Origin of the sequence: Halomonas sp. B23F22_20 (assembly GCF_043496985.1) — a bacterium.
In the GTDB taxonomy this organism is placed as follows: Bacteria; Pseudomonadota; Gammaproteobacteria; order Pseudomonadales; family Halomonadaceae; genus Halomonas.
In genome coordinates, this window is sequence record NZ_JBIEKH010000007.1 from 41,432 (window position 1) to 56,405 (window position 14,974).

The window sequence follows — 14,974 nt, forward strand, 5'->3', positions numbered from 1 at the left end:
CGCAAGCGGCCGCCGGGAGGATGCAATTCTGGTGCAAGTCGGTCAGGGGCAGGTCTCGCCGACCAGCAGCTCGGTGGCCAGCCGCCGGGATGCCAGCGGCTCCAGGCCGAGGATCATGCGTGCCGCGACGCGGCCCTTCTCGACGCTGTCCTGGCGCACCGTGGTCAGCCGCGGCGAGCGATACTGCCCCTCGGCGATGCCGTCGAAGCCGGTGATGCGCAGATCCTCCGGGATGCGCAGGCCGCGTTGCTCGGCCAGGGTCACCACGGTCAGGGCGATGCGGTCGGACATGCACAGCAGCAGGTCGGGGCGCTGTTCGACGGGCAGGTCGAGGATCTCGGCGATCACCGGCGCGCAGACGTCGAAGGTGTTCTCCTCGATGTTCCACATCGGCACCGTGGCCGGGTCGATGCCGTGCTCGGCGAAGGCGCGATGGAAGCCGGCCAGGCGCGAGCGGGTGATGGTGCGATCGGCGGGCAGCAGCTCCTGGTCGGGGGCGATGCGGGCGTTGCAGGGGTGCTTGGTGAGCCGCAGGTTGATGACCGCGGGGCGCCGGGGAGGCGTGGCCAGGGCGTGTTTGGCGATGGCGTGGCAGGCCGGCTCGTCGTCGACGTGCACCGTGGGCTGGCCCTCGAGGTCGAAATCCACCGCCACCAGGGGGCGCTGGCCGGGCAGCGGCAGCTCGTCGAGCAGCAGAAGGCTCGGCATCAGCCCATAGATGATGAAACCGTCGGCGATGCTCGACGAGCCGGGCATCTGCGACACGTCCTGGCGGCCGGACAGCAGCAGCAGGGTGTGGCCATGGGCATCCAGCACCTCGGCGATGCCCGACAGCAGCTCGCTGGCCACGGCGTCGTTGAGGCTGTAGGTCAGGCTCTCGGCCAGCACCACGGCGACGATCTGCGAGCGCCCGGTGCGCAGGCTGCGGGCCTTGGCGTCGGGCCCGCGATAGCCGAGTCGCCGGGCCTCGGAGAGGATGTGCTCGCGCAGCTTGGGCGACAGCTGGTCGGGACGGTTGAAGGCGTTGGAGACGCTGGCCGTGGAGACGCCGAGGTGCTGGGCCAGGTCCTTCAGGGTAATGCGGCGTGGCAAAGACACGGGGCGACTCGATTCCTGAACGTGAGAAGGAGGTTTCTGTATCGATTTAGTTAGGAGTCTATCATAGTCCCGGATCCGCGGGGTGCCTATGCCGTTCGAGGCAGCCAGGAAGGTAGCGGAGCGCGACCCAGGGAGGGTCGCGTTCCTGGCAGGGCGAGCCCGATGGCGTTCAAGCGCATGGCCGCCCGGCCCTCCGGTGGAAGCCTGGATGGCTCACCAGCCGCGTCGGCCGATGCGCTCGAGCTCGTCGGACAGCTGGGCCACGGCCTGGTCGGCCGGGACGTCTCCCGCTAGCACCAGGTGGGCGATGTTGAAGAAGGCATTGGAGACGCGAGCATAGGCATCGCCGGTCACCGAGGCCGGACGCGCCACGCCGTGACGCAGCGTCTCGTAGAGATCGCCCATGGCCGGGTTGCTGGCCAGTACCGCCTCGTCCTGATAGAGCGACTCGATGGTCGGGTTGCGCCCCATCTTGACCGCATGGGCCTTCTGCTGCGGGGCCGCGGTGAGGTAAGCCACCAGGTCGGCGGCCAGCTCCGGGTGCTCGGAGTAGCGTGATGCGGCGAAGTTCCAGCCGCCCAGGGTGGCCTTCGACTCGCCCTCGGGACCGTGGGGCAGCGGGGCCATGCCGACCTTGCCGATCACCTCGCTGCCGTCCTCCTGAGACAGCGACCAGACGTAGGGCCAGTTACGCAGGAACAGCGCGTTGCCGGACTGGAAGATGCCGCGCGTCTCTTCCTCGGTATGGTTCAGCGCGCCCTGCGGCGATATGTGGCCGATCCAGGAGGCGGCCAGGTCCAGCGCCGCGGCGGCGCGGGGGTTGTCGATGGTTACCTCGCCTTCTTCGTCGACGAGGGTGCCGCCGCCGTAGCTGGCGACCCATTCCAGGGCGTTGCAGGTCAGGCCCTCGTAGGCGCGTCCCTGGAAGGTGAAGCCCCAGAAGTCATCGTTGCCGGCTTCGCGCTCGGCGGCCTGGACCGCCGCTGCGGTCTCGGTGAGCTCCTGCCAGGTCTCGGGCACCGGATAGCCGTATTTCTCCAGCAGGTCCTTGCGGTAATAGAGCAGCCCGGCGTCGGTGTACCAGGGCATGGCCACCAGTCGGCCGTCGATAGTGTTGTTGTCGATCAGCGCTGGAAAGTAATCGCCGGTGGCGCCTTCCGACAGGTACTCGGAGAGGTCCAGCAGATGGTCGTCGAGCAGCCCCGGCCAGACGATGTCGACCATCATCACGTCGATGTCGCTGGAGCGGCTGCTGAGCAGCTGCTGGAAGAGCGAGAGTTTCTCGGTGGTATCGTTGGGCGTCGAGATGACCTTGACGCTGTTGCCGGTCTGCTCGGCCCACTGGCGGGCGAGCTCGGGACAGTAGTCGGACGCATCACCGGCGCCGCAGGCGATCGATATCTCGGTGGCCTGAGCCTGGGGAACGGCCAGGATCGCGCCGCCGAGCAGCAGCGTGCCGACGCCTCCCTTGAGCAGCGGCAGCATTGGGCGTGAGGGGGACGGCAGTAAGTGGGGCATGCTTCGTTCTCCGGCGTTGTGATTGTCATGTGGAGCGGTGGACGGTGGAGCAGCGCCGGATGGCGGATATCCGGCGCATCATGGCGCTGAGGCGATCAGGCCGCCCGGCGCTGGCCGGCGACGCCCAGCGCCCGGTCGGCGGCGTCGAACAGGTGGACGTGCTCGAGTTCGGGCACCAGCGCTACCCGCTGGCCGATCTCCCAGCGGCTGGGTGCCTCGCTGCGATGGATCAGCAGGGTGTCGCCGGCCTTGGGCTCCAGGTAGACGTAGACCTCGTTGCCCAGGTACTCGACGTTGACGATCTCGAAGGCGTTGTCGCCCTGGGCCTCGGCCAGGCACAGGTGTTCGGGGCGTACGCCGAGGGTCAGATCGGCACCGGTGGACTCGTTGCCGGCGTCTTGAGGCAGGGCAAGCTCGCCCAGGCCCGGCGCCGTGACGCGACAGCCTTCGTTGTCACCACTCAGCAGCTTCGCCGGCATGAAGTTCATGGTCGGTGAGCCGATGAAACCGGCCACGAAGCGGGTCGCCGGCTGTTGATAGAGCGTCTGCGGGCTGCCGACCTGCTCGACGCGGCCGTCGCGCAGCACCACGATCTTGTCGGCCAGCGTCATGGCTTCGACCTGGTCGTGGGTGACGTAGACCATGGTGGAGCCCAGTCGGTGGTGGAGGCGGGCGATCTCGTTGCGCATCTGCACCCGCAGCGAGGCATCGAGATTGGAAAGCGGCTCGTCGAACAGCAGGATGCGTGGCTCGCGAGCCATGGCGCGGCCCATGGCTACCCGCTGGCGCTGGCCGCCGGAAAGTGCCTTGGGCTTGCGCTCGAGCAGCTCCTCGAGCTGCAGGATGCGCGCCGTGGCCATCACCCGCTGCTCGACGGTTTCCTTGGCGGTCTTGGCCAGCTTGAGGCCGAAGGCCATGTTCTCGTAGACCGTCATGTGTGGATAAAGGGCGTAGGATTGGAACACCATGCCCACGCCGCGCTCGCGGGGTGGCAGGTCGTTGACCACGTCGCCGGCGATCCTGAGTTCGCCGTCGGAGATCGACTCGAGCCCGGCGATCAGTCGCAGCAGGGTGGACTTGCCGCAGCCCGAGGGGCCGACGAAAACCACGAACTCGCCGTTGCCGATCTCGAGGTCGACGTCCTTGATGATGTGGGTATGGCCGAAGACCTTGTTGAGCTTTTCGAGCGTCACGCTTGCCATCTGGCGACTCCTCGCCGGCCTCTCGGGCCGGCATTCTTGTAGGGGGTTATCTGTCGAGCTGGATAAAGGCGGCCTGATAGGCCGGCAGCGTCAGGGCGTGGCCGTCGAGTGAGGCAGTGAAGCCGTGGCCGTCGAGCGGCGTGCCGGTGCATGGCAGGGTCGCGCTGCGGGGGCTGCCGCCGAGATTGAAGACGCACAGCAGCCGCTCGCCTCCGGCTTCGCCGCTTGCCTCGCGAACGAAGCCGAGCAGCTCTTCGCCGACGTCGACCAGTTCGAGGTCGCCGTCGACCAGCGCCGGGTGCCGGCGCCGGAAGCCCAGCAGCGTCCGTGTGGCGGCCAGCGTCGAGGCGCTGTCGTCCTGCTGGCGCGAGACGGCGAGCGCCAGGTGGCAGGCCTCCAGCGGCAGCCAGGGTTCCACGCCGTCGGCGGTGAAGCCGCCCTGGGCGGCATCGCTCCAGGGCATCGGCGTGCGACAGCCGTCGCGACCCTTGAACTCCGGCCACAGCACCTTGCCGTAGGGGTCCTGGATGCGCTCGAAGGGTACCTCGGCCTCGGGCAGGCCCAGCTCCTCACCCTGGTAGAGGCAGACGCTGCCGCGCAGCGAGAACAGCAGCGCCAGGGCCACCCTGGGATAGGCCAGGGGATCCTCGGCCGCGCCCCAGCGGCTGGCGCTTCGCTCCACGTCGTGGTTGGACAGTGCCCAGCACGGCCAGGCATCGCCGGCCAGGCGCTGGAAGCGCTCGATCACCTCGCGAATGTAGGCCGGCGAGTGTGGTGCGTTGAGCAGGTCGAAGGTGTAGGCCATATGCAGCTTGTCGCCGCCGGCAGTGTATTCGGCCATGCGCTCGAGCGGATTGTCGTCGCCGATCTCGCCCACCGTGGTGGTACCCGGGTACTCATCCATCAGTGCACGCAGGTCGCGCAGGAAGTCGAGGTTCTCCGGACGGCTCAGGTCGTAGACGTGGCGCTGCCAGGTGTAGGGGTTGGCATCCGGAGCGCCCAGGGTCCGGGTCTCGTCCGCCGGCACCGGCGGGTTGTCGCGCAGTTCGGCGTCGTGGAAGTAGAAGTTGACGGTGTCCAGGCGGAAGCCGTCGACGCCGAGCTCGAGCCAGAAGCGCATGTTGTCGAGCTGGGCTTTTCTGACCCCGGGGTTGTGGAAGTTGAGGTCCGGCTGGCTGGCCAGGAAGTTGTGCAGGTAGTACTGGCGGCGCCGGGGGTCGAAGGTCCAGGCCGAACCGCCGAAGATCGACAGCCAGTTGTTGGGGGGCGTGCCGTCGGGCTTGGGATCGGCCCAGACGTACCAGTCGGCGCGGTCGTTGGTGCGGTCCATGCGGCTCTCGGCGAACCAGGGGTGCGCATCCGAGGTATGGCTGATCACCTGGTCGATCATCACCTTCAGGCCCAGTTCGTGGGCGCGGGCCAGCAGTGCCTTGAAGTCGTCCAGGGTGCCGAACATCGGGTCGACGTCGCGGTAGTCGCTGACGTCGTAGCCGAAGTCGGCCATCGGCGAGGTGAAGAACGGCGACAGCCAGATGCCGTCCACGCCCAGGCTCGCCACGTAGTCGAGCTTCTCGGTGATGCCGGGAAGATCGCCGATGCCATCGTGATTCGCATCCATGAAGCTGCGCGGGTAGATCTGGTAGATGACGCCGCCGCGCCACCAGCTCAGGTTGTCTTGCATGGTCGGGTTCCTTGATGACATGGGGTTAGCCCTTGACGGCGCCGGCCGTCAGACCGGAGACGATGCGGCGCTGGAAGATCATCACTAGGATGACCAGCGGTACGGTGACGGTGACCGAGGCAGCCATGATCGGGCCCCAGGGCAGCTCGTGCTGGCTGCCGCCCGAGATCAGGGCGATGGCTACCGGCACCGTGCGCTGGTCGTCGGTGAGGGTGAAGGTCAGGGCGAACAGGAACTCGTTCCAGGCGGCGATGAAGGCCAGCAGGCCGGTGGTCGCCATGGCCGGCCACATCAGCGGCAGGAACACCCTGGTGATGGTCACCCAGGGAGTGGCGCCATCCATGATCGCCGCTTCCTCCAGCTCCATGGGCAGCTGGCGCATGAAGGTGGTCAGTACCCAGACGGTGAAGGGCAGGGTGAAGATGGTGTAGCTCAGTATCAGCCCGCCTGGGTTGTTGTAGAGGTTCAGCGTTCGGATCACCTCGAACAGCCCGGAGAGCACCGCCACCTGGGGGAACATCGACACCCCGAGGATCGTCAGCATCACCGTGGTGCGGCCGCGGAAGCGCACCCGGCCCAGGGCGTAGGAGGCGGTGATGCCCAGCAGCAGGGCGATGGCCACCACCGACAGCGAGATGACGATGGAGTTGAAGATGGCCCGCACGAAGCTCTTCTGAGTGAAGATCTGCACGTAGTTGCCGAAGTCCACCGACGACAGCCAGAAGTCGACCCGGAACAGCTCGCTTGACGGCTTCAGCGAGGTGATCACGGCGTAGTAGAACGGAAAGACGGCGTAGACCAGCACCACGGCGATCAGGGCGTAGAGGCCGACGCGCTTGGCGAGTTTCATCAGCTGATACGTGTTCATTGATCGACTCCCAGTTGACGGCGGCCCAGGTAGAGATAGACGACCACGGCCAGGGCGATGATCAGGAACAGCATCGTCGAGGCGGCGCTGCCGTAACCGACGTCCTGGAACTCCACCAGCTGCTGGCGGGCGTAGATCGACATGGTCATGGTGCTGGTGGAGTTGGAGGTCAGCACGTAGATGACGTCGAACACGCGCAGGGCGTCGAGCAGGCGGAAGATCACCGCCACCAGCAGCGCCGGAGTGATCAGCGGCAGGGTCACGCGGAAGAACACCTTGATCGGGTGAATGCCGTCGACCTCGGCGGCCTCGAAGCAGTCCTTGGGCAGCATCTGCAGGGCGGCCAGCACCAGCAGGGCGACGAAGGGAATGGTCTTCCAGACGTCGACCATGATCACCGCCCACATGGAGAGGTCAGCGTCGGCGGTCCAGGCCAGCGGAGCGTCGATCAGCCCCAGGCCCATCAGCAGATGGTTGATGATCCCGAACTGGTCGTTGAGCATCCACGCCCACATCTTGGCCGAGACGATGGTTGGGATGGCCCAGGGAATCAGCACCGCGGCGCGTACCAGCATGCGGCCCTTGAACTCGGCGTTGAGCAGCAGCGCGACGATGATGCCGAACACCACCTCCAGCGAGACCGATACCAGGCTGAAGTAGACGGTGTTCCATACCGAGGTCCACCACACCGGGTCGGCGAGCAGCCCGTACCAGGCACCGTCGTCGTAGACCAGGTAGTTCTCGAAGCCGATCAGCGCGGCGCCGGCGGTGTCTGAAAGCGAGGCGTCGGTGAGGCTCAGATAGAAGGTGCGCAGCAGAGGCCAGCCGGCAACCAGGGCCAGCGCGACCAGCATCGGCGCGAGGAAGGTCCAGGCGGCGCGAACCCGTTGGCGGCGCACCTTGGTGCCGCGATAGCCCGCCGGATTGCGGCGTGCCGCCGGGGATGCCTGTTCAGTGACGGGAGTCGACATGGAAGCCTCCAGGGTTACCAGCGACGGCGCTTGATGCGTGACAGCTCGCTATCCAGCTCGGCGACGGCGTCGGCACCGCTCTGGTCGCCGGACAGCACCCCGTGCGCCGCGTTGAAGAAGGCGTTACTGACCCGGCCGTAGTTGTCGCCGGTGACGGCGGAGGGCCGCGCCACGGCGTTGGTGAAGGTGTCGTAGAGCGTGCCAAAGAAGGGCACCGCCTCGAGTACCGCCTCATCTGAATAGAGCGAGGTGATGGTGGGGTTGTAGGCCGCCTCGATGGCGCGCCGCTTCTGCTCGGCCTCACCGGTCAGGAAGGCCACCAGTTCGGCGGCGAGCTCGGCGTTCTCGCTGTACTTGGAGACTGCCAGGTTCCAGCCGCCCAGAGCGGCAGCGCTCTGGTTCTCGCCGCCCGATGCCGCGGCGCTGGTGCCATCGGCCCCGTGGGGCAGCTTGATCACGCCGACCTTGCCGGCTACCTCGCTGTCCTCGCTCTGGGCCAGCGACCAGGCGTAGGGCCAGTTGCGCATGAACACGGCATTGCCGGACTGGAAGATGCCGCGGGCTTCTTCCTCGGTGTAGTTGAGCGCGCCCTGCGGGGCGATCTCGCCGATCCAGCCGGCGGCCAGGTCCAGCGCCGCGGCGGCGTTGGCGTTGTCGATGGTGATCTCGCCTTCGGCGTCGACGATGGTGCCGCCGCCTTGGCTGGCCACCCATTCGAGCGCGTTGCAGGTCAGTCCCTCGTAGGCGCGTCCCTGGAAGACGTAGCCCCACATCTTGTCGTTGCCGGCGTCGCGCTCGGCGGCCTGGATGTCGGTGGCGATGTCGGTCAGCTGTTGCCAGGTCTCGGGCGGCGCGAAGCCGTATTGCTCGAGCAGGTCCTTGCGGTAGTAGAGCACGCCGGCGTCGGTGAACCACGGCATGGCCACCAGCCGGCCGTCGACGGTGTTGTTGGCGACGATGGCCTCGAAGTGGCCGTCGGCGGCTTCCTCGCCCAGCGTCTCGTTGAGGTCGAGCAGATGATTGGCCAGCAGGCCGGGCCAGACCACGTCGATCTGCAGCACATCGATGTCGCCGGAGCGGGCAGACAGGATCTGCTGATAGAGCGACAGCCGTTCGGTGGACGAGTTGGGCGTGGAGACGATCTCCACCTCGTGGCCGGTTTCGTTCTCCCAGGCCGCGACCCCCTGCTCGCAGAGCTCAAGCTCGGCGCCCACCGCGCCGCAGGAGATGGTCAGGTCGGCCGACAGGGCCGGAGTAGCGCCTACGGCGCCCAGCAGGGCGAGGCCGGAGGCGATCAGGGGTTTGCGTTGCATGGCGTATCCTCGTCGCTTGTTGTTGTCGAGCGTCGGTATCGCGGAAGCGATGACAAAGGCGATGCCGAGCGGCGTCTTAAACGATTAAGACATGGCGCTCAGTTAAGCGACGCCGGCACGGCTGTGCAACCTAGACTTTCGTCGTGAGCAAGCCGCCGCGAGGCGGGGAATCTTGTTTGTTTACTATTTTTGACGCGCGATTTTGCGAGTTTTAGACGTAAGTCGTGTTTTTGTTACGTCATATTATGACTATTGTCTTAAACGATTAAGTCCTAAGGCGCGCCATGTCGGTCGTTTCCAGGCTGGCAAGCTCAACAGGCATCGCCGGACGAGATCCCATGCGACAACAACAAAGGCATTGATCACGATGACATTTCCGACCCAACGCCCGCGCAAGTCTCCGCTCGTCATGGCCATCGCTGCTGCTGCCCTGAGTGCCAGCGGCCTGGCCAGTGCCCAGTCGACCAGCGATCTCGAGGCCAGGCTGGCCGAGCTGGAGCAGCGAATCATCGCCGCCGAGCAGCGCGCCGCGGCCGCCGAGCGCCGTGCCGAAGAAGCTGAGCAGGAGGTGGCTCAGCGGCCGTCCGACGAGGAACTGGAGACGCGTCTGGCGGCCGTTGAGCGTCACGCCAACGGAGAAGAGGGCTTCTCCTTCAACGCCTATGCCCGTTCGGGGCTGCTGATCGGCGATGACGGCAAGAGTACCGAGGGTGGCCCTTACCTGACGCCGGCGGGCGCGCAAGGTGGCGCCGTGGGGCGTCTTGGCAATGAGCCGGACACCTACGCCGAGGCGATTCTCAACTACAAGATGCGCTTCGACAACGGCGCCAAGGCCCTCTACCGGACCATGATCGCGGATGGGGTAGAGACCAGTAACGACTGGACCGCCGACGAATCGAGCCTCAACGTGCGCCAGGTCTTCGTCGAGTTCAGTGACCTGCCAAGCTTCACCGGGGCCTTCGAGAATGCCTCGATCTGGGCCGGCAAGCGCTTCGATCGCGACAATTTCGATATCCACTGGCTCGACAGCGACTTCATCTTCCTGGCGGGCACCGGTGCGGGTATCTACGACATGCAGCTGGCCGACAACTGGAAGTCCAACCTCTCCATCTACGGGCGCAGTTTCACCGACTTCCCGGTCGACAGCATGAATCCGGCGGCCGATACCGGCAGCACCGACAACCTCATTCTCACGTCCAACAACTACTTCGGTAACTGGCAGTGGATGGTCAGCGGCATGAATGCCACTGACAACGACGATCGCCTGACCGAGGGCAATGCCAACGCTGCGGATAGCGGCGTACACACCATGGTGGCCTACCACGGCGATGACTTCTTCGGCCTGAGTGATGGCAACTTCAAGGCGGCGGTCATGCATGGCCAGGGGCTGGGTGCCGAGACCAAGAGCATCGGCTCCAACGGCAACCTGAGCGAGGATGCCACCGCGACGCGGCTGGGCCTGTATGGCACCACCTACCTGGCGCCGAAGTGGCGTGTGGCACCGGCGATTCTGGCCGAGACCAGCGAAGACCGCTATGTCGAGGGTGACCAGTACGACTGGGCGACCTTCAACGTGCGCCTGGCCAACGAGCTGACCGAGAATTTCGAGATGCAGTACGAAGGCAGCTACCAGTGGATGGACATCTCGCCGGAAGGCTACGGTGGCAACAATGCCGTCGAGGGCGATTACACCAAGTTGACCATCGCCCCGACCTTCAAGCCCGAGGTGGGCGGGTTCTGGAAGCGCCCGGAGATTCGCCTGTTCGCGTCGTGGAGCGACTGGGACGAGGAGCTCAACGACTACTCGTCTGAGGACGCCTTCGGCAGCTCCGGCTTCACCGGCGACGAGTGGGCCTTCGGTGTGCAGAGCGAGGTCTGGTTCTGATCGCGATCCGCCTGACCTAGCGCTGTTTCGATGCTTGCCCGCGACCCCAGGGTCGCGGGCGTTTTCGTTCCGGGACGCAGCTCACCCCGCCGTGGTGCTGGGTGACCTCTGCAAAGACGGCAGGGTGAAATGGCCTTACAGCGACAACAGGAACAGGATCAGTGGGGGAGACAGCAGCGACAGGATGAAGCCGCTGACCACTGCCACCGGGACGCAGCTCACCCCGCCGTGCTGCTGGATCACCGGCAGGGTGAAGTCCATGGAGGTGGCGCCGCCGTAGCCGATGGCCAGCGCCGCATGGCGGCGGATCACCAGCGGAATCAGCACGAAGGCCAGCAGCTCGCGGCCCAGGTCGTTGAAGAAGGCCACGCCGCCTAGCAGCGGCCCGAGTTCGTCGCCGATCAGGATCCCGGACAGCGAGTACCAGCCGAAGCCGGCGGCCATCGCCAGCCCTTCGTTCCAGCGAAGATCGAGCAGCGGGGCGGCAGCGAGGCCGCCGATCAGCGAGCTCGCTGCCAGGGTGCTGGCAATGACCAGTCCGAAGCGATTGAGCAGGATCTGCTTGAGCGGCATGCCCGAGTTTCTGAGCTGGCAACCGATCAGCACCAGCAGCGCATAGAGCACCCACTCCGAGAGGCGCTCTGCCCAGGCGAACAGCGGCTTGCCCAGGATCTGGCCCGCCGCCAGGCCGAGCAGCATGCCGCCCACCACGACTCCGACCAGTGACAGCGAGCCGGCCATGGCGGCCAGTTTGCTGGTGGGCGCGCCGGCCACGGAACGGGCGGGATCCACCGGCAGGCGCAGCCGGTGCGACAACCAGCCCAGTGCGACGAGATTGCACGCCGATGTCGCGGCTAGCAGGATCAACGCCTGGCTGCCCAGGCGGGCAAACTGACCGCCGAGATCGTCGAGCCCGGCCAGGCTCACGCCCATCAGCAGCAGGATGGCGTAGATCGAGGCGTTCACGCCGCGGTTGATCCACGCCATCACGCCGTCATGGCGGACCCGAACCAGGTAGCCGAGGATCAGCGGCAGCAGCACGATCAGCAGTCCGGTGAGCATGCGAGATTCCTTTCTCCACTCGAGACCGCCGGCGGCGGTCGAAAAACCGGCTACTTTAGCATGTCCCGCCCGGAGGGTAAGGTTTCAGGGCGTCGACAGCTCGGTGAGGGTCAGTCGGCTGCGCCAGCGGCCGTCGCGATAGTATTCCATGCCCAGCAGCAGCCCTGGATGTCGGACGTCGAAATCGAGCACCAGGCGGCGGTCGTCCTTGTCGGGCTCGACCAGGGCTACCCGCACCGCCTCGAAGCGCCCCGCCGGCAGGGTGATGTCCTCTCGCCCCAGCACCCTGAAGTCGATCCTTTCCTCGCGCCCGCGGTGGTCGCGATAGCGCAGTTGGCTCGTATCCCGAGGGGCATCGTCGATGGCGCGAACTGCCAGAGCCACCAGGGCGCTCTGGCGATCGGGCAGCGGGGCGAGGTCGTTGCGATCCAGGGAATAGGCGCGGCGGATTCCCAGCAGCGAGTAGCCGGCAGCATAGTGCAGCGAGCGGATCCGATCGTCGTCGAGCCGGAAGCGCCCCCATTCGTGACCGCTGGCACCGGGCAGGCTGGCGCGCATCTCGCTCTGCCAGTGTCCGGCGTCTTGACTGAGACGGTGGTGGATCTCGGCGTCCGGCCAGCCCGCGACCTCTAGGTGGTAGCGGGCGCTGAAGGCCTGCGGCTGGGGGGCCGCCAGGGCGGGCATAGCCAGCGTCAGCAGTGCCAGCCAGCCGAAACGGCGCAGGATGGGAAAGAGCATGGGTATGCCTTCGAACAAGGTGACTGCCTTGAGAGCGCAGCGTGCCGCCCCGGGTTCCCGCCTGTCATGGCCGATTCATCGATGGCGGGCTAGGCTGCCCTGTCAGGGGCCGCTTTCCCGCTCATCCACAAGGAGACCTCCATGGCCAGCTTGCTGCTCATCGCCGGCGACTTCGTCGAAGACTACGAGATCATGGTGCCCTTCCAGGCCCTCCAGGCCATGGGCCATCGCGTCGACGCGGTGTGCCCGGACAAGCGCGAGGGGGATCGCATTCGCACCGCCATCCACGACTTCGAGGGCGACCAGACCTACACCGAGAAGCCGGGTCACGACTTCATCCTCAATGCCACCTTCGCCGAGATAGCCCTCGATGACTATGACGGCCTGGTGATCCCCGGTGGCCGGGCGCCGGAGTATCTACGCCTGGACGAGCGGGTGCTGGAGCTGGTGCGCTACTTCTTCGACCATGACAAGCCGGTGGCGGCCATCTGTCACGGTGCCCAGCTGCTGGCCGCCGCGGTCTCGCTCGATGGTTGGCGTGTCTCCGCTTACCCGGCCTGTGCCCCGGAGGTGCATCTGGCCGGCGGCGACTTCGTCGAGATCGCCGTCGACCAGGCGATCGTCAGCGGCAAGCTGGTCACTGCGCCGGCCTGGCCAGCGCACCCGGCCTGGCTGGCGCGCTTCCACGAACTCCTGTAGCGCGCTCAGCCGCCCCGCGTCTGCCGTTCGAGCGTCTCCGACAGCGTTACCGGATAGTCGCTCTCGCCGCGGACGAGCTCATGCAGCGAGGCCGGCAGATGTGCGATGGCCACGGTGACACGTTCACGCGTGGCCTGGGCAGCGGCCATCGCCTCCGGTACCGCTTCGCCGTACACCACGCAGGGGTGCAGCAGCGGTGTCGCCCCGTCAACGTGCTCGTCGCGGCCGGCGATGATGTCGCCGATATAGTGGCCGTGGACATCGTGGCGGCGAAATACCTGCTTGCGGCCGGGCAGGTTGACCTTGCCGATGGAGTGTTTGACCCGCGGAATGCCGGCGTACTCGACCAGCTTGTAGGAGAGATCGATGACCGGGGCGTCGGCCGCCACGCCGAGCTGGGTGCCGACGCCGAAGGCATCGATCGGCGCGCCGTCCGCCAGCAGCGACGCGATGCCGTGCTCGTCGAGGCCGCTGCTGGCGACGATCCGTACTCGGTCATGGCCGGCCGCGTCGAGCAGCGCTCGGGTGCTGCGAGCCAGTTCGCCGAGGTCGCCGGAATCCAGGCGCACGGCGCCCACGTGAAGTCCGGGCTCGTCTTGCAGCAATTCGATCACTCGTCGTACCCCTTCCAGGGTGTCGTGGGTATCCACCAGCAGGGTAGTGCCCGGATAGTACCGGGCGAAGGCGCGGAAGGCCTCGCGTTCGCTGTCGTGGGCCAGCACGTAGCTGTGGGCCATGGTGCCGTTGAGCGCCAGGTCATGGCGCAGCCCGCCCAGCACGTTGCTGGTGCCGGCGAGCCCCGCCGCGCGATAGGCGCGCACCCCGCGCACCGCGGCGTCGACGCCGTGCATGCGGCGCAGGCCGAAGTCCACTACCGGCCGACCCTGCGCGGCCATCACGAGGCGCACCGCCTTGGAGGCCAGCACCGTCTCCAGCTGCACCAGGTTCATGATCAGGCTTTCGAGCAGCTGGGCCTGGGCGATGGGCGCGTCGACTTCCAGCAGCGGCTCGTTGGCGAATACCGGAGTGCCCTCGGGTAGCGTCCAGATGTCGCCTTCGAAGCGCCAGTCGGCCAGCCAGTCGAGGAAGGCCGGCTCCAGGTGATCGACCGCGGCGAGCCGCTTGAGGATGCGGTCGGTGAAGCGCAGGCGGCTGACGCGTTCGGCGGCATATTGCTGGCCACAGGCGAGCATGAAGCGCCGCTCCGGCGGCAGCCGGCGGAAGAACAGGCTGAAGGTGGCCGGCTTCGCCATGCCCTCCTTCCAGTAGGCCTGGGTCATGGTCAGCTGGTAGAGGTCGGTGAGCAGCACCAGCTCGTCGTCGTCGACGGTCAGGGGGGCGATCTGGCTCATGAGCGTGTCTGGACCGTGGCGCCCGCTTCGGCGAAGGCGGCCCGGCAGTCCTCCACTGCCTCGGGATCCACCGCAGCGCTGAGCGATTCGAGCAGCAGCGTCGTGAAGCCCTCCCGGCGAGCGTCCAGCACCGTGGCCCGAACGCAGACATCCAGCGCCAGGCCGCAGACGATCACGCGCTCGATGCCGCGTTCGCGCAGGTAGCCGGCCAGGCCGGTGCCGTCGAAGGCGGAGTAGGCGTCGGCGTCGAAGGCGCAGGCCTTGCTGACTCGCAGGGTCGCGTCGTCGAGATCGAGATCGGGGTGGAAGGCCGCACCGGGAGTGTCCTGGACACAGTGCACCGGCCAGGGGCCGCCACGATGAGCGAAGCTGACGTGGTCGAGGGGGTGCCAATCCCGGGAGGCGACGACCAGGGCGCCGGCCGCCCGGGCGCCGGCGATCTCGGCGTTGATGCCAGCCACCAGGGCGTTGCCGCCGGCGACGGCCAGGGCGCCGCCCTCGCAGAAGTCGTTCTGCATGTCCACCACCAGCAGCGCGTCCGCGGGGCCGTAGTCCACCTGGGCATGACGCATCGCGTTCCTCCTTCG

The 14,974-nt window shown here is 66.9% G+C and carries 13 protein-coding genes; 2 read left to right on the forward strand and 11 right to left on the reverse strand.

From position 1 onward, the window contains the following. Positions 1–42 precede the first annotated feature (42 nt). The 7 genes from ACGTN6_RS07115 to ACGTN6_RS07145 all read right to left on the reverse strand — a co-directional run bounded on the left by ACGTN6_RS07115 (position 43) and on the right by ACGTN6_RS07145 (position 8,651). Positions 43–1,098: a LacI family DNA-binding transcriptional regulator gene (locus tag ACGTN6_RS07115; protein ID WP_394590665.1), complete on the reverse strand. Its 1,056-nt coding sequence runs from the start codon at positions 1,096–1,098 to the stop codon at positions 43–45. Between the two features lie 213 nt (positions 1,099–1,311). Beyond that, complete coding sequence (locus ACGTN6_RS07120) at positions 1,312–2,616, reverse strand: ABC transporter substrate-binding protein (RefSeq protein ID WP_394590666.1); 1,305 nt, start codon at positions 2,614–2,616, stop codon at positions 1,312–1,314. Between the two features lie 95 nt (positions 2,617–2,711). Continuing rightward, a complete protein-coding gene (locus ACGTN6_RS07125) occupies positions 2,712–3,818 on the reverse strand; it encodes an ABC transporter ATP-binding protein (protein WP_394590667.1) in 1,107 nt (368 codons plus the stop codon). A gap of 46 nt (positions 3,819–3,864) precedes the next feature. Next, positions 3,865–5,499, reverse strand: a complete 1,635-nt coding sequence (locus ACGTN6_RS07130; protein WP_394590668.1) for an alpha-glucosidase — start codon at positions 5,497–5,499, stop codon at positions 3,865–3,867. 25 nt (positions 5,500–5,524) lie between these two features. After that, the gene (locus tag ACGTN6_RS07135; protein WP_394590669.1) at positions 5,525–6,367 is read right to left on the reverse strand and encodes a carbohydrate ABC transporter permease; all 843 of its coding nucleotides are present in this window, start codon (positions 6,365–6,367) and stop codon (positions 5,525–5,527) included. After that, positions 6,364–7,338: a carbohydrate ABC transporter permease gene (locus ACGTN6_RS07140; RefSeq protein ID WP_394590670.1), complete on the reverse strand. Its 975-nt coding sequence runs from the start codon at positions 7,336–7,338 to the stop codon at positions 6,364–6,366. Before ACGTN6_RS07140 ends, ACGTN6_RS07135 begins: the two co-directional genes overlap by 4 nt. Before the next feature lie 14 nt (positions 7,339–7,352). Continuing rightward, entirely contained in the window at positions 7,353–8,651 is a 1,299-nt protein-coding gene (locus ACGTN6_RS07145; protein ID WP_394590671.1) for an ABC transporter substrate-binding protein, read from the reverse strand. 367 nt (positions 8,652–9,018) lie between these two features. Here ACGTN6_RS07145 and ACGTN6_RS07150 point away from each other — a divergent pair, with 367 nt between their 5' ends. Further along, positions 9,019–10,536, forward strand: a complete 1,518-nt coding sequence (locus tag ACGTN6_RS07150; RefSeq protein WP_394590672.1) for a carbohydrate porin — start codon at positions 9,019–9,021, stop codon at positions 10,534–10,536. 135 nt (positions 10,537–10,671) lie between these two features. Here ACGTN6_RS07150 and ACGTN6_RS07155 read toward each other — a convergent pair whose 3' ends face one another. Further along, positions 10,672–11,598 (reverse strand): LysO family transporter, encoded by a 927-nt coding sequence (locus tag ACGTN6_RS07155; RefSeq protein ID WP_394590673.1) that lies wholly within the window; start codon positions 11,596–11,598, stop codon positions 10,672–10,674. An 84-nt stretch (positions 11,599–11,682) separates the two neighbouring features. Further along, the gene (locus ACGTN6_RS07160) at positions 11,683–12,336 is read right to left on the reverse strand and encodes a DUF3108 domain-containing protein (RefSeq protein ID WP_394590674.1); all 654 of its coding nucleotides are present in this window, start codon (positions 12,334–12,336) and stop codon (positions 11,683–11,685) included. A 141-nt stretch (positions 12,337–12,477) separates the two neighbouring features. On the opposite strand from ACGTN6_RS07160, the gene ACGTN6_RS07165 reads away from it, so the two are divergent. After that, the gene (locus tag ACGTN6_RS07165) at positions 12,478–13,035 is read left to right on the forward strand and encodes a DJ-1/PfpI family protein (RefSeq protein ID WP_394590675.1); all 558 of its coding nucleotides are present in this window, start codon (positions 12,478–12,480) and stop codon (positions 13,033–13,035) included. Positions 13,036–13,040: 5 nt separating this feature from the next. Here ACGTN6_RS07165 and ACGTN6_RS07170 read toward each other — a convergent pair whose 3' ends face one another. Together ACGTN6_RS07170 and ACGTN6_RS07175 are read right to left on the reverse strand one after the other, a co-directional pair. Continuing rightward, positions 13,041–14,387, reverse strand: a complete 1,347-nt coding sequence (locus ACGTN6_RS07170) for a nicotinate phosphoribosyltransferase (RefSeq protein WP_394590676.1) — start codon at positions 14,385–14,387, stop codon at positions 13,041–13,043. Continuing rightward, complete coding sequence (locus ACGTN6_RS07175; RefSeq protein ID WP_394590677.1) at positions 14,384–14,959, reverse strand: nicotinamidase; 576 nt, start codon at positions 14,957–14,959, stop codon at positions 14,384–14,386. Before ACGTN6_RS07175 ends, ACGTN6_RS07170 begins: the two co-directional genes overlap by 4 nt. Positions 14,960–14,974 lie beyond the last annotated feature (15 nt).

What these genes read in the sequence shown, in the direction of transcription:
- ACGTN6_RS07120 (WP_394590666.1), bottom strand. Translation starts at nt 2,616, where the DNA reads ATGCCCCACTTACTGCCGTCCCCCTCACGCCCAATGCTGCCGCTGCTC.
- ACGTN6_RS07125 (WP_394590667.1), bottom strand. Translation starts at nt 3,818, where the DNA reads ATGGCAAGCGTGACGCTCGAAAAGCTCAACAAGGTCTTCGGCCATACC.
- ACGTN6_RS07130 (WP_394590668.1), bottom strand. Translation starts at nt 5,499, where the DNA reads ATGCAAGACAACCTGAGCTGGTGGCGCGGCGGCGTCATCTACCAGATC.
- ACGTN6_RS07135 (WP_394590669.1), bottom strand. Translation starts at nt 6,367, where the DNA reads ATGAACACGTATCAGCTGATGAAACTCGCCAAGCGCGTCGGCCTCTAC.
- ACGTN6_RS07140 (WP_394590670.1), bottom strand. Translation starts at nt 7,338, where the DNA reads ATGTCGACTCCCGTCACTGAACAGGCATCCCCGGCGGCACGCCGCAAT.
- ACGTN6_RS07145 (WP_394590671.1), bottom strand. Translation starts at nt 8,651, where the DNA reads ATGCAACGCAAACCCCTGATCGCCTCCGGCCTCGCCCTGCTGGGCGCC.
- ACGTN6_RS07150 (WP_394590672.1), top strand. Translation starts at nt 9,019, where the DNA reads ATGACATTTCCGACCCAACGCCCGCGCAAGTCTCCGCTCGTCATGGCC.
- ACGTN6_RS07155 (WP_394590673.1), bottom strand. Translation starts at nt 11,598, where the DNA reads ATGCTCACCGGACTGCTGATCGTGCTGCTGCCGCTGATCCTCGGCTAC.
- ACGTN6_RS07160 (WP_394590674.1), bottom strand. Translation starts at nt 12,336, where the DNA reads ATGCTCTTTCCCATCCTGCGCCGTTTCGGCTGGCTGGCACTGCTGACG.
- ACGTN6_RS07165 (WP_394590675.1), top strand. Translation starts at nt 12,478, where the DNA reads ATGGCCAGCTTGCTGCTCATCGCCGGCGACTTCGTCGAAGACTACGAG.
- ACGTN6_RS07170 (WP_394590676.1), bottom strand. Translation starts at nt 14,387, where the DNA reads ATGAGCCAGATCGCCCCCCTGACCGTCGACGACGACGAGCTGGTGCTG.
- ACGTN6_RS07175 (WP_394590677.1), bottom strand. Translation starts at nt 14,959, where the DNA reads ATGCGTCATGCCCAGGTGGACTACGGCCCCGCGGACGCGCTGCTGGTG.